Annotated in this window: 19 protein-coding genes; 1 reads left to right on the forward strand and 18 read right to left on the reverse strand. The window is 61.0% G+C overall.

What is annotated here, in order from left to right:
• Window positions 1–50 precede the first annotated feature (50 nt).
• The 9 genes from J8F10_RS24135 to J8F10_RS24175 all read right to left on the reverse strand — a co-directional run bounded on the left by J8F10_RS24135 (window position 51) and on the right by J8F10_RS24175 (window position 7,715).
• The gene (locus J8F10_RS24135; protein ID WP_210658249.1) at window positions 51–494 is read right to left on the reverse strand and encodes a hypothetical protein; all 444 of its coding nucleotides are present in this window, start codon (window positions 492–494) and stop codon (window positions 51–53) included.
• 63 nt (window positions 495–557) lie between these two features.
• Window positions 558–1,847: a phage major capsid protein gene (locus J8F10_RS24140; RefSeq protein WP_210658251.1), complete on the reverse strand. Its 1,290-nt coding sequence runs from the start codon at window positions 1,845–1,847 to the stop codon at window positions 558–560.
• Between the two features lie 8 nt (window positions 1,848–1,855).
• Window positions 1,856–2,479 (reverse strand): HK97 family phage prohead protease, encoded by a 624-nt coding sequence (locus tag J8F10_RS24145; protein ID WP_210658253.1) that lies wholly within the window; start codon window positions 2,477–2,479, stop codon window positions 1,856–1,858.
• A gap of 200 nt (window positions 2,480–2,679) precedes the next feature.
• Window positions 2,680–3,423: a phage minor head protein gene (locus tag J8F10_RS24150; RefSeq protein ID WP_210658255.1), complete on the reverse strand. Its 744-nt coding sequence runs from the start codon at window positions 3,421–3,423 to the stop codon at window positions 2,680–2,682.
• On the reverse strand, window positions 3,401–3,607 hold the full coding sequence (locus J8F10_RS24155; protein WP_210658257.1) for a hypothetical protein: 207 nt from the start codon (window positions 3,605–3,607) through the stop codon (window positions 3,401–3,403). The genes J8F10_RS24150 and J8F10_RS24155 overlap by 23 nt, the downstream gene beginning before the upstream one ends.
• Window positions 3,604–4,980 (reverse strand): phage portal protein, encoded by a 1,377-nt coding sequence (locus J8F10_RS24160; protein WP_210658259.1) that lies wholly within the window; start codon window positions 4,978–4,980, stop codon window positions 3,604–3,606. Before J8F10_RS24160 ends, J8F10_RS24155 begins: the two co-directional genes overlap by 4 nt.
• Entirely contained in the window at window positions 4,977–6,341 is a 1,365-nt protein-coding gene (terL, locus tag J8F10_RS24165; RefSeq protein WP_210658261.1) for a phage terminase large subunit, read from the reverse strand. Before terL ends, J8F10_RS24160 begins: the two co-directional genes overlap by 4 nt.
• Window positions 6,319–7,107, reverse strand: a complete 789-nt coding sequence (locus J8F10_RS24170; RefSeq protein ID WP_210658264.1) for a terminase small subunit — start codon at window positions 7,105–7,107, stop codon at window positions 6,319–6,321. Before J8F10_RS24170 ends, terL begins: the two co-directional genes overlap by 23 nt.
• 278 nt (window positions 7,108–7,385) lie before the next feature.
• Window positions 7,386–7,715 carry a hypothetical protein gene (locus J8F10_RS24175; RefSeq protein WP_210658266.1) on the reverse strand — a complete coding sequence of 110 codons (330 nt, stop codon included), beginning with the start codon at window positions 7,713–7,715 and terminating at the stop codon, window positions 7,386–7,388.
• Between the two features lie 181 nt (window positions 7,716–7,896).
• Between J8F10_RS24175 and J8F10_RS24180 the strand changes: the two genes are divergently transcribed.
• Window positions 7,897–8,232 carry a hypothetical protein gene (locus tag J8F10_RS24180; RefSeq protein WP_210658268.1) on the forward strand — a complete coding sequence of 112 codons (336 nt, stop codon included), beginning with the start codon at window positions 7,897–7,899 and terminating at the stop codon, window positions 8,230–8,232.
• 77 nt (window positions 8,233–8,309) lie between these two features.
• Here J8F10_RS24180 and J8F10_RS39985 read toward each other — a convergent pair whose 3' ends face one another.
• The 9 genes from J8F10_RS39985 to J8F10_RS24220 all read right to left on the reverse strand — a co-directional run bounded on the left by J8F10_RS39985 (window position 8,310) and on the right by J8F10_RS24220 (window position 12,675).
• Window positions 8,310–8,438 (reverse strand): hypothetical protein, encoded by a 129-nt coding sequence (locus J8F10_RS39985; protein ID WP_261363081.1) that lies wholly within the window; start codon window positions 8,436–8,438, stop codon window positions 8,310–8,312.
• 84 nt (window positions 8,439–8,522) lie between these two features.
• Entirely contained in the window at window positions 8,523–9,038 is a 516-nt protein-coding gene (locus J8F10_RS24185) for a hypothetical protein (protein ID WP_210658270.1), read from the reverse strand.
• Window positions 9,035–9,211: a hypothetical protein gene (locus J8F10_RS24190; protein ID WP_210658271.1), complete on the reverse strand. Its 177-nt coding sequence runs from the start codon at window positions 9,209–9,211 to the stop codon at window positions 9,035–9,037. The genes J8F10_RS24185 and J8F10_RS24190 overlap by 4 nt, the downstream gene beginning before the upstream one ends.
• A complete protein-coding gene (locus J8F10_RS24195) occupies window positions 9,208–9,567 on the reverse strand; it encodes a response regulator (protein WP_210658273.1) in 360 nt (119 codons plus the stop codon). The genes J8F10_RS24190 and J8F10_RS24195 overlap by 4 nt, the downstream gene beginning before the upstream one ends.
• Window positions 9,568–9,887: 320 nt before the next feature.
• Window positions 9,888–10,046 (reverse strand): hypothetical protein, encoded by a 159-nt coding sequence (locus J8F10_RS24200; protein ID WP_210658274.1) that lies wholly within the window; start codon window positions 10,044–10,046, stop codon window positions 9,888–9,890.
• On the reverse strand, window positions 10,043–10,213 hold the full coding sequence (locus tag J8F10_RS24205; RefSeq protein WP_210658276.1) for a hypothetical protein: 171 nt from the start codon (window positions 10,211–10,213) through the stop codon (window positions 10,043–10,045). The genes J8F10_RS24200 and J8F10_RS24205 overlap by 4 nt, the downstream gene beginning before the upstream one ends.
• A gap of 148 nt (window positions 10,214–10,361) precedes the next feature.
• Entirely contained in the window at window positions 10,362–11,270 is a 909-nt protein-coding gene (locus J8F10_RS24210; RefSeq protein ID WP_210658279.1) for a hypothetical protein, read from the reverse strand.
• Window positions 11,267–12,034: a hypothetical protein gene (locus J8F10_RS24215; RefSeq protein ID WP_210658281.1), complete on the reverse strand. Its 768-nt coding sequence runs from the start codon at window positions 12,032–12,034 to the stop codon at window positions 11,267–11,269. The genes J8F10_RS24210 and J8F10_RS24215 overlap by 4 nt, the downstream gene beginning before the upstream one ends.
• Window positions 12,035–12,288: 254 nt before the next feature.
• Window positions 12,289–12,675 (reverse strand): YdaU family protein, encoded by a 387-nt coding sequence (locus tag J8F10_RS24220; RefSeq protein WP_210658283.1) that lies wholly within the window; start codon window positions 12,673–12,675, stop codon window positions 12,289–12,291.
• Window positions 12,676–12,852: the final 177 nt, after the last annotated feature.

The following is a 12,852-nucleotide window of genomic DNA, read 5'->3' on the forward strand; positions in this document are numbered from 1 at the left end:
GTCCCCTCCTTTGGGAAAGAGTGGGAGGGCCGAAACCCTCCCGACGTGAGTTAAGCGGTTGCCTGAACGACCGGCTGCATGGTGGCGTTGGCGAGCAGGGCCATCGCGCACAGCGGGGCCGCGCCGGAGTTGTTCCCGCTCGGGGTGATGGTCAGGCGCAGGTACCGCTTGGTGCCGATGTACCCGAGCTTCCGCACCTGATCGTCGTGAGTGAACGTGAAGCTGGCGGCGGTTTCGGGCGCACTGGTGCTCTGGGAGATCATGTCGGCGTCGGCGACGGCCGTGTTGTCGCTCAGGGCCGAATTGTCGCCCTCTTCGAGCAGCACGGTAAACGTGGCGTCGGCGTCGGTCAGGCCGCCGGTGGCGATCACGAACGTGACGGACTCGAAGCCCTGGCGGTCGATGATCTGGCCCACCAGTGCGGTGTCGCTGTTGGTCTGGGTGACCGGGCTGATGACCCGCTTCACCTGGATGCGGTTGGTAAAGTCTCTCATGGGATGAATCCTTTCAGTGGAATGCGAAAAGGGACGGGATCGCTCCCGCCCCGGTTACGATGCTTAGCTGCTGATCTTCTGGATCTTCAGGGCCTCGAAGTTGATGACCGCCCCGCCGACGCGCTTCGTGGTGTAGAAGCTCACATACGGTTTGTCGGTGTACGGGTCGCGCAGAACGCGCAGCCCGATGCGGTCCACGATCAGGTACGCCGCGCGGAAGTCCCCGTATGCCATCGCCAGCGCATTGGAGGCCACTGCCGCCACGTCCGCCGCGAAGCTCACGGGCTTGCCCATGATGGTGGGCTCGAGACCTGCGTTCTTGTCGTAGGACATGTTGAAGATCGGGCGGCCCTCGCCGTCGACGAGCTTCAGCAGGAAGGCGTTGGACGCGCGGCGGATCAGGAACCGGGCGTTCCCCTGGTACGGCTCCTTAAGCGCGTTCTGGAGGTCCACCAGTCCGGCATACGTGAACGTGCTGGCCGAACCCGAGTTCACCTGCTCCACCTGCTCGGCGGTGATGTCGGTGCCGGAGGTGTAGCTCATGATGCCGCGCGGCTTGGCGATCCCGTTGCCGGTGACGAACGCCGTGGCCTCGTCGCGGGCGAACTTCTCGGCCACCTTCCCGGCGAGCCACGCTTCCATGTCGATGCTCGCGTCATCGAGCACGGTCTGGGTCGCCTTGGGATTGGCGTACAGTTCGTGCGCGGTGATGGTGATCTTGCCCAGCGTCGGCGTGTTGGTGGTGGGGCGAGACGACGTTTCGCCGGCCCAGCCGGACCCGGCCTCGTCGTTGTCGATGATGTACTCGTAAGCCAGGGAGCCGATCTGCTGGACCGAGGCCAGGGCACGCATCGGGGACGATTCGTACACCTTGGTGCTGATGATGCCGCCCATTTCCGGGGTCACCAGGTACCCGCCGTTGGGGTCGGTGCCGACGGACAGGGCCTTCAGTTCGACGTCGTTCGGGTATTCTTCCTTCACGAAATCGTCGAAGTAGAGCTGGCTCTTGCCGCTCTGGCCGGTGTCCTTGCGGGCGAACGCGTTGATCGCCTTCTTGAACTTGATGCGGGTCGCCTTCTCGTCGGTGACGGAGCCGAGCGGGCCGCGGTTGAGTGCGGCTTCCAGGGCCTTCTGGTTGTCCTCCAGGGCCTTCGCGCGGGCTTCCGTCTTCTGGTTCAGTTCCACGGCGTCGCCGATGGCCTTCTCGATCTTGTCGAACTTGGCCAGGTCGAGCGCGTCGAGCTTGCCCTCGAGCGTGTTGGTCTTGGTCTGGATCGTTTCCACGACCCCCTTGTACTCGTTGAACGCTTTGAGGGCGTTTTCGAGTGCGGGTTTCATTTCTTCTAGTGACATGGTGCTACCTATATCTTGAATTGGTTGAGAATGTGTGTCAGTACGGCCTCCTCGCCCCCAGCCTCTCGCTGACCGGACAGTGCCTTGAACCCCTTGGCCACGATGATCTTCGCGGCGTCGCGGCTGTATCCTGCCTCTCGCAGGAATTCTTCAAACTCGCGCTCGTTCTCGTGCGCGCCTTTCACCCCCGTGATGACGGCCCGCTCGTTGGCCGGGAACGTCACGAGCGAAGCCTCCCACAGCTTCACCTGTTCCAGGCGGCGGGTGCCCTTGGCCTTGTCGAAAGCGGACTTGGTGGGGGAGTACCCGATGCTGAGGCGGTCGATGGCCCCACTGCGGAGTTCCTCGGCGGCGTCGCGCCCCAGGGTGGTGTTGAGCGTCTTGCCCACCAGGATCAGCCCCTTGCTGTCCTCGGCCCCGCTCTCCCACACGCCGGGGATACGGTGCGGGTCGTGCTGGTACAGCATCTTGGGCATGCGCTGGGCGAGCGAGTCCTTGAACGCGCCGGGCATCACGATGTCGTTCTGACTGTCGACGTTCCCGAACGTGGAGGCGTAGCCCTCAATGGTGGCGACGCCGGTGTCGGCGAACTTGACCTCGAATTCGGTCAGCTCGATGTGTTTGCGTTCCATGTCGTTCCTCGGTTGCGGTAAAAGAAAACCCCGCGCGTGGCGGGGTGGGGTGTATTCAGTTGAGCGACTGACTCAAGCGAAGCGCGTGAACAGCATTGGCCCCCACTGGAGGGACCAGCGGAAACATGTTAGATTCCGATATCTCCAGAACTTCGGCGTCCAACGCCAGTAGTGCATGTGAAAGATTACGTCGAACTTCATCAGACCTCTTCAAAGGTCATTGCGCAGCGGCAATTTGCAATCGATTCGATAGGTGCGGACGGGTCGCCTGGGCGGTCCATCATCACGCCGCCGACGGTGAACTTCTCATCTAAGCCGACCTGCTGACCATCGGCGGCAGCGTGATCGGGCCGGGTGCGGTCGTCGCGCGTGGCGAGCCACTCTTTTTTCATCGTCACGCCCAGCTCTTGCGAGGCTTCGCGTACCGATTCGACACTGCCGAACGTGGCCGCTGCATGCGTTTCCGTGCGAGCAACAGTCGCGGCACGGTGCGGTGTCAGTGCGGTCACCTTGCGGATGCGGCGGGCGATTGCGTCAGTGCCTTCTCCTTCGTCGAACCCGTCCTGGATGGCGTTGCGGACATCGTCGAAGTCAGTGGCCGCGATCATGGTGGCTTTGCGCAATGCCTCACGCTTGATCCACTCGGCGGCGAGGTCGGCGAACGGGCGGCGCTTCGTTTGCAGCGGGACCGGGCGGGATTTGATCTGTGAAAGTGCCATGTTGCCGAAGTGCGGGATGACCCGTTTGTAATGTTGCGTGATGACCGCTTCGAGCCGCTTCCGATGTGCCTCTTTGACGAAGCTCGGTACGGACCCGAGGCGCTGGTAAGTGCTCGCGGCGTACAGGATCATGGCGTTGCGGGCGCGGCCCACGTCGCCCAGTGCCCGGCGCTCGAACACGGCCATCGCGGCGAGCCAGGCGTTAAGTTGCGTCCGGCGATTCATCGGTTTCGCCGGGGAATATCAGGTGCTCGATCCACTCCATCATCCCGATCCACACGGTGAGGCGGTACAGGCGCACCAGCTCGTCCTGATAGAGGAGCTGCAAATCGGCGCCAGCGATGGGACGTGTGGGCGTGTAGTGCAGGCGGATCACCTTATCGTCCTCTTCGCTGAAGCTCGTGATCATTCGGCAGGCTCTGGTTGTGGGGCCGGTTCCGGTGCAGGAGCGGGCTCGGGTTGTGGGCTCGGATCGGCCGGACTGCCGGGCTCCGATAAGTCCATCGCACCGAGTAAGTCAAGCGGCACGGTGCTGGACGGAACCAGGAGCGTGTCGGCCATCTCGGAATCCAGTTTGTCGTAACCCGCGCCCTCGCGTTTTTCGTTCGGGGTCAGGAAGCTGGCTTTGTTCAGGCGGTCGGATTTCGCGGCCCGCAGCGGCTCGAGTGCATCAATCGTGTCCGGGTCGTACCACAGGAACAGGTCATCGCCGTACAGCGGCACCAGCCAGCGATTCAACGCCTCCAGTTCGACGCCGAGTGTGGTGAGCACCGTGCCGTTCCAAAACGCCTGGTTCGCCTGTTCCATGTTCGCGTAAGTGAGGCTCCCGGGGATGCCGATCAGCTGCGGGGGAACCCCGAACGCCATTGCGATGTCCGAGGCCGCCGCGTGCTTCCCGTTGAGGAAATCCGCGTCCTTCGGGTTCATTGACATTTCCTGCCACTCCAGGCCCCCTTCGAGGAGGAGCGGGCGGCCGGCGTTGGACGAGCCGGAGAACTGCTGGTCGATCATCGCCTTGAGGCGGTTGTACTGCTCGTCGGTGAGCGAACCCTGCCCGCCGTCCTGGTTCTTCACCACCAGCGCGCCGTCCGGTTTCGCACCGTTTTTCAGCAGCGAGTAGTTCCACTGGCTCCCGGCGTTGTGCTGGTCCACGGCCAAGGCCGCCGCTTCGAGCGAGGCGAGGCCGTACCACGGGGAGAGCGGGTTGAACGTTTTGAGGTGAAGCACAGAGCTGCGGCCCGTGAGCTGATCCACCGGGTACTCGATGAAATCATTGGCCCCGGTACGGTAACGGTACGCTCTGGGCATGATGCCACTGTCCGGTGCCATCACCTGCACGCATTTGGGCAGCAGCAGGTCGAGCCCGAGGGGTATCTTCTGGCGGCCGTTGAGCCCGAAATTGCCGAGTACAAAGGCGTTTCCCGACAGGCAGTAGTAACTGGTCAGGTGCCGCAGGAACTCCTTGCCCGATTGCAGCGGGTTCGGGCGGTCCATGAGTGTGAGCAGCTGCATCGCCGGAGAGGTATCGGGTTCCTCGAACCGCTCGACGCGCTCCAGTTCGCCGTCTTTTTGCCGGAACAACACCAGCTCGATGCTGGCGACGCTCGTGGAAATCATGTCAACGCACCGGCGCACCACCGGGTTCTGCCCGTAGCCCTCCGACGCCATGCGGTCGTAGCTGTACGACGGCGGGGCGGTCATTCGTGCGACGGTGAGCACCGTGCCGTAGTTTTTCTTCTCCGGCGGTGTGGGGGCGGCCTTTCGGCTGAAGGGCCAGATCACAGGGACCGGATGTTCGGTTGGGCGTTGGGACCGATCAGCGCGTTGAACGCACCGGACAGGCCGTCAACCTGGTCGTCGTGCGTATTCGGGCTGGGGAAGCTCTCCAGTTCCGTGAAGAACGCTTCGTTCCACGCACCCCGGACCACGCGGATGTTACCCGCACCCGCCTGTGCCGATGCCGGTGACGCGCGCGTCACCTTGTCACCTGTTTCTCGTTCCGCTGTCACGTTGTACCCGGCCAATTTGTTGATGAGATATTTCGCCTGCGATTTCCCAGCCTGGCCGGGGTCTTGTGGGAGGTGAATGTGAACGCCCCGGCCGTCATTCGCGGCGATGTTCATGATCTTGCTCTCGACCGTGTTCGGGTCGCCCCGGAATCGCTCCACGTGCTCGACGTAGAACGTCCCGTGCGCGTCCCGTGACAGCCTCAGCCCGACGGTCCAGTCGGGATCGACGCCCTCTTCGGTCGTGGTTGCCGCGAGATCCCAGCTCCGCACCCTTCGTGCTTCGGCCGGTGCGGCGTCCACGAGGGGGAAATTGCTGCGATTGAATAGGAGCCCGGCTGCGGGGCGGATCTTCCAGTTCCCGCGGAGCAGGCGCTCCTTGTTAACGACGTCCTGGGCCTTCAAGTTCCCGAGGTACCCGGGGTCTTTGTCGAGCAGGATCTGGTTGTCGAACACGCTGGACGCGACGAACGTGAACGATTTCACGTCGTGCCGGGTCAAGTCGGTGTACCGGTCGAGCAGTTCCTGTGGGTGGTCCGCCCAGATGATGTCCTCGCCCTGGCGGACGAAGTACCGGATGACGCCGCTCCGCTCGGGAAGCGCGTACCCAGTTTCCGGGTCGATGTACCAGGCGACGAGCCCGGCCACGAACGAATCGGGGTCGGGGTTGCAGCTCGCCCGGACGTAGGGGCGGATGCCGCACGTCGAGCGGTTGCGGCTGAACATGTACCAGAACTGCTTCTTGGTGAAGTGCGTCAGCTCGTCGAACGCGATGAGCGGGATCTGCGACCCCTGCCACGCGTAAACTGTGTTTTCGTGTTCGAGGTGGCTGAAGCTGATCGCGGCCCCGGACGGGAACGACCAGTCGAGCTTGCCCTCGCGGGGAACGCCACCAACGGCCCCATACAGCGGCTGGCTCTCGTCCCAGAGTGCGCCTTCCTTGAGGATGTCGGTCGAGTTCCGGCGGAAGATGACCGCGCCGAACTTCGGGTTGTTGATGTGCCGAGTGGCTTCGAGCAGCAGGGCGAACGATTTGCCCCCACCGGCTGCACCGCCGTAAATGGCGAGGTCCGCCGGCGACGCGAGGAAGACTTCCTGCGGCCCCGGTTGCGGTTTAATCCCGCTTGTCTCGGCCATTATCCGGCAGGTACACGTTGACCGAGCCCGCGAGCGTAATGCCGCCCTCCAGTTTTACCTTGTCGTTAAACATGCCGAGGTGCCGTGCGATCTTCTCCAGCGCGGACACTTTGTCGTGCAGTTTCAATTTGACCGTCCCGCCCTCGGCCGTGACCGTCTGGGAGACCTCGGCAATGCACCGGGTGGCGTCGTCGTTCAGCTCTTCGGACGGCACGAGTTGAACGGCACTATCGTTCCAACTCATGTAATGGCGGATGTTCGAGAAGCCGAGGCGGCCCAGTTCGGCCATCACCATGTCGGCGGTGATCTGGGTGCGCTGCGAGCGAGCGTCCATTGCCTCTTTGAGAGCGGCTTGAATTTCAGGTTTCTTGAGGTTCTCGTGGCCCATTGATCCGGCCGTATCTTCGCTGTACCCGGCGCGGATCGCGGCCTGGGTGGCGTTCAGATCGATTAAGTATTCCTCGACGAATCGCTGTTGTTTGGGGGTCAGTTCTGTGGCCATCGGGGCAATAAAAAAGCCGCCCGGAGGCGGCGGTGTGTTTCTGTGGCAAAAATTCGATTCTGCCGAATTGTGCCACTTCACGGTGAATCGCGCAAGAAAAATCGGAAGGCTAAATGCAGTTCTGGGTTGAGGTTGTAACGGGTGCGTTCGTTGATCGCCCGTGGCAATTGTGAGCATTTGTTTCGTTGTTAGAGGACCAGCTGATAAAAGAATGACACCCACGCTCCACGCCTCACGTGCCGCGGGCATCTCGCGTCCGGCCACGGACTGCTCACGCCCGAGTATCTCAACCCGCGTTGAGCTCTATCCGGCGCAGTCGGTATGCTTTTGCCGCTGCTTACTCAGTGTCGAAGTAGCCGAGGTGACCCGCGCGAAGTGTGGAGCGGAGGCGCGTCGGGGGTGTGAGTGGACGGGGTGTCGCGGAAAACGCTTGGCCGGAGTTGCTGCCCCGGCCGCGTCGCGTCGGCCACGCTCACCCGCGCAGGCGGGATCATTGTGGACCGGCAAGGACGATCCGCGAGGAGAGACGGACCGGGAACCGGTTACCGCAATGCCTCGAGGTATCGGTAGTCGTACATCCAATCCCACTCGGGCAGGTCGCTCAGCACGGCCACCCGGCCGCCGACCGTGAACGCCAGCGTGAACACCTCCCACTCGGCGTCGCTGATGTCGCCGACGTGCGACGTGGTCCCGCCCTCGTCCCACGTGATCGTCACCCCTCGCCCGCCCTCGGCGTAGCTCCCGAGCCCGATCAACCGGCCGGAGTGCCAGACGAACGCCGCCCCGGCGGCCAGCGCGTGGGCCTCTTCCACCCCCGACGGGCTGGTCTCGTGGATCTGCTGCCCCTTAGCCGCCGCCTTCTTCTTCGCCATTAATCGACCCCTGTGGACGCTCCCGGCGCATCGGCGCGAGCCGAATACTGGGAGCACGGTCATCCTATGGAAAAACGGCGCGGACCGGCGGGGCCGGGGCATTGTTGGCCAACTAAGACCTTAGTTCGTACCTCTAATCCTTAGTCACACTCCAAATCTGCTCGCCCGATCGGAGCACTTCATGCCAAAGCCCACCGGCCCGTCCCCCAGCGGCACGCCCGTCAACAAGTCGGATGCCGTTCGGGATGAATTGGCCAAGAACCCGAAGGCGGGGTCGAAGGAGATCATCACGGCCCTGGCCGAGCGGGGGATCAAGGTGGCCCCGTCGCTGATCTACTTCGTCAAGAGTAAGGCCAACCAGAAGAAGCGCCAGGCCAAGCGCGACGCCGTCGCCCAGGGGATGCGCAACTCGGGGCTAACGAACCCGGTGGAGATCATCATCCGGGTCAAAGGCCTGGCCGACGAGGTCGGCGGCATGAAGAGCCTCAAGCAACTGGTCGATCTGTTGGCTGAGTAGGCGGACCGGATGAGATCCGAGAGCGTGGGCGAGGCGACTCATTCGACAGAGGGCCGAGTCGCCGTCGGTCGTGAGAATCAAGTTTGTTCGGCTTTGGGGACGGCGGGCGGTTTATCCGTGCCGGACACGTGCGTCTGCACCTCGGTGCAGCATTTGGGCCACCCGTTCCGGATGTGCTGGTGCAGTTCCTCGATCGAGCACTCCACGACTCTTCCGCATTTGGCACACCGTAAGATGCCGATAGGCGGGCTCGATTGGGACTCAGGGCTCATAATCCGCTTCCTGATCGCTTACGACTGGTTCCAATCCGCCTCTTCCCCCGCCCCGAATTGTACAGCACGATCCGCACCCGTTCGGCGCGCGTCGTCTTGACCTTTGAAATGCGTGCACAGATCGTCGAGAGCCGCGCACAAGTAAACGAGGTTCCCGCGTCCCGCACGCTCACCCAGGCAGCACACCTCGAACGCGATTCGCTGCTCCTTCACGCCACGGATCGCCGCTCGGGCTGCATTGAACTCATCACGGGCCTTCTGAACGCCATCGGGATCGAACTCACCAGGCGTTACCCCGTACTTCCACTGCGAATATCGTGATCGCTCGCCGCCGATGGCGAAGAGTTGCGAGAATCGCTCCCCGGACCACTTCTGATCCCGGGTGATCTGCTTCATGCCGAAGTAGCGGTTGAGGGGCCAGAACGTCCGCCGGGACCGAACCTCCCGCCCGCCGCGATCCGTTTCAATGATCTCGATATCGCCTTTATCCAACCGCTCCTTAGTCGGTTCAATTCGCTCCTCGAACCGGGTCATGGGTTCTTGCCCTTCTCGATACGTTCCAGCAATCGCATCACTGCCATGAAGCGCGTACTCATAGCCGCGCCCAACGGCATGCAGGCTGTTCCCCGCTCGAACTCTTCCAGCGTGATTCTCCCGGAGAGATACTCCTCCAGCAAAACGTATCCCTTCTCTTCCTCGACCCTCACACAGCCCTCCCCAACGCCCGGTTAATCTCTGTTGCCACTTCTGCAGGTCTGAACGGCTTTGGCAAGAAACTTTTTGCACCCAGATCGAGGAAATACGGGGTATCCTTTTTGCCGTAGCCCGCACTCATTGCGACCACGTTCAGATTCCACCCCAGCTCCCTCAACTCGATAAGCACCTCGATACCGTTCTTGCGGGGCATGGTGATGCCCAGCAGCACGACACCAGCCTTTGGGGTGTAATTGTCGAGGAACTCTTGTCCATCCACGAAGCACTCGGTCCGAAAATCCATTCTCCGGGCGACCACATTGCAAATCTGACGAATCGTGTCACAGTCGTCGACGATGGTCACGGTCATTGCCAGCTCCTCTGAGTGTGCCTGAGTTCGAGTCGCAGCACTTCCGCAGCCTCGCCAGTGTACCACAGCGCCGGTCCGTCTCCAGGGATTCCACGGCGACGCCAGTGTCTGCCCCAGTCGATGAAGCTACCGTCCGGTTGCGGTTCGAGGTGGATGTGTTTCACAGCGACGTTCACGCTAGCTCGTCGCGCCGATCAGAAGGAACAACGCCGCACTGGCGAGCCCCGAGACAATGTAAACTTGCGGCGTGCCGGTCGCGATAGCCCCGACGGTTGACGATGCCCAAATCGTCACAAGTGCTAAAAGCTGATAAATGTTTTTCATAACGCCTCTTTGCTGGTTAGGGATGGTTCGAGCCGATAGCCCAGAATGCGGGCCAAATCGGATGCCGCTCTCAGACCGTCTATTTTGGCTTCGCGGGACATGAGAGCGTTAACGATGCGTTGCAATCGGTCCTGAATCTGTTCATCTTGGGTCATGGTGCAACCTCGACGATATGCTCCACGATCTCGCCGTCAGCCCATTCGACCACTGCATTTTTCATGACCCAGTCCATGTACCGGCGTTCCTCTTCCGACGTGTCGGCATCGCAAGCGACAATGATTTCCTTCCACCTGGCGATAGCACCCTGATGTTTTTCATTCATGGCTTCCTCCTCCTTTTCCGTGTTCCCGGCCCGATCAGCGCAGGTCCGTACTGAACACTGACGCCGGCACCTCCGCAGCAGGGGCACGGCCACCACTCCCAGACTTTGATGAACAGGAGGCATCCGCTGCCTTCGCAGATGTGACAGATCATGGCTTCCTCCTGATGTCTGCGATTTCCTTGAGGTCTCGGGTGGCTATTTCCGCGTCGAGTCGTCGGTACTCTGCACGTCGGTCTTTCGCTGGAAGTGATTTCGCTTCCAAGTAACGCCTGTCAACAGAAAGGCCCGGTAGCTTCTCGATGGAGCGAGCGAAGGACTCCTCCCACGTGTAGGACAAGCCAGTTTCGTGGTTGCGAAGAGTGCCCGTCCACTCTGAGGTGTGCCTCAGCCTCAGCAATGCCATTCCGAGCTGGTCTGCCATTTCGTAGGCAAGTTCCTTCCAGTCCATCGTACCCTCATCCGGCTCCTCGAACGGTGCCGAAGCTGCGAGTGGCATCGCGTCTGTTGGTGTGAGTCGGGCTGCCTCCGATAGGTTCAATGTGTCCCTATTCTGAACCTGTTCTGAACTCATACTCCGCCGTTCTTCGACAGCGACGAGCACTCGCCGTGCCTGTTCCCATGCCAGGGGCTGTTCGCGTTCGTAGTAGAGCGTCTTGCCGCCAGCTGCTTCCTTGTGATCTTTGAGCGCGACGAGATGCTTGAGCGCCGTCTCCAGCTCCTCCGATAGGTTCAATTTTGAACCCAATTGAACCTGTTCTGAACCCATCGCCACCCGCTCCACCATGTCGAGCTGTTGCTCGGAATGGTCGGGAACGCTTTCGTGCAATACACGATCACCGTCCTGCCATACTTCCCCATTGATTCTGTTGGGGTTTTCATCAGTCGCGTGTAATACATCGGGCGCGTTTTCACGCTTCGCCTGCCGCTGCAGATGTCCCTCGATGACGCGGAACCATGCTTGTCGCATCGCCTCAGCATCCTCGTTTTCTCGCTCCGCTAGCAGTTCCGGGGCATTCACCTCCAGCAATTCTCTGAGTTCGTTACTTATGTTTGTCATGTGGCCTCCTTGCCCGCAGTGATCGAAGTCAGAAATTCTTGCACATCGGTTTCGCTCGCCCCCGTGCGTCGCATCTCCTCTGCCGTGAGACGCACCCGCTCCTCTTTTGAATGCTGAACGGGTTGAGGGGTCGGATCGGCGATCGCTTCGCGCCACCGTTCGATTTCTGCAAGAGTGGTTTGATCCTCGGCCTCTTTCTTCGCTCGCCATTCCTCGCTTCCAATCATGAGCGCCCCCTTCCGAGGGTGCTTCTCCCATGCCTGCTGGTACTCCGTCGTTCCTTTGGCCTTGTCGATTTCTTGGGCTTCAAAGGCACGCATGAAAGCCCGCTCTTCAGAGAGGGGGTAATAGCCCTCAGTGATCCGCTGCTTGAGCCCGACGTAAACAGCGGCAGAAAGCGGCTCGCGTGGAGGGTCGATGATGGCGACAAGGTCGGCTGGAGCCGGGATGTCGGACTTTGTGCGGACGTACTGAGCGAGGGCTCCAAGAATTCGGTCCATCGGGTAATCCTCCAGCGCCCAGCAGAACCCTTCCACGAGCGTTTCCAGTTCGGCTTGTGTTTTTCCATATTGCTTCTGAAGGGCACAGACCTGAGAAAGGGCAATGCTAAGGCGTTCCTTGTCGCTCGCGCTCCGCCTCCGCTCGGTATTTGGCGGCGAGTCGCTCACCTTCGGAGCGCCATGTGGGTTTGGCTTGGTGGCTACTTGCCCCAGAGAATGGGGCGTTTGAAGTGTTGCTGTCAGTGAATCTGCGAGGGTTATCATGTGTGTCTCCTTTGAGGGGGTATACGTCTTGCCAGTTTTTTCGGATGGATTGCTCAAGAACGGCGGTCGGATCATGGCCCAGATCCTTAAGGCGCTCCAATTCCCGCAGCACTAACCGCTCCGCTTCCTGCGTCATGGTCTTCTTCATGACACGTCGCATTTCCTTGAACGCCGCCCAGATTGTCGGGTTGACGAAATCGGGTAACTGGGGGGTAGGGGGTAGAGAAGGTTTACCTTCTCTCCTGGATTTTGGCTTATGGCTTATGGATGGCATTGCCGTGGCATTGCTGATCTGATGCTGCGGCATTTGGTGAATTCCACCTTTTCAATGCCTTATCGCGATTCTGTCCCGTCTTCTGTGCAATTCCAAATAGGGTCTTCTGTACCCTCGCATGTACCCACCTTCTGTCACCACTCTTCTCGAAGAATCCGAGGATCAGTTCACGCGATGAGCGCCAGCTTTTGTTGTCCATGCCGGTGACGCGGCGGAGCTGTGTCTCGTCGTCTGGAAGTCCGTCTGGACCTAAGCGGTAGTGGAAGGCAATAAGTCGGAAATATGCGCCAAGCTCGGCTGGTGAGAGATGCACCGTGTCGGAGAGGAAATCGCCGAGATGTAGAGGAATGGTGTGGATGCTGGTCATAAACCTCCCGAAAGGTCGCCCGAATCTGTTATGATCAGGGAAACTACTTCGGGGAGTAGCTTTTCGCGCGGCCACGCTATCCCTGACCTTCAGCAACCGTTAGCACGATTCAGCGTGAATGGGAAGCGTTTTCTTGATGCGCTATTTATGCGGAAGGGTGGGGCCGTTTATCGCGGG

The sequence above is a fragment of the Gemmata palustris genome (assembly GCF_017939745.1).
GTDB lineage: Bacteria > Planctomycetota > Planctomycetia > Gemmatales > Gemmataceae > Gemmata > Gemmata palustris.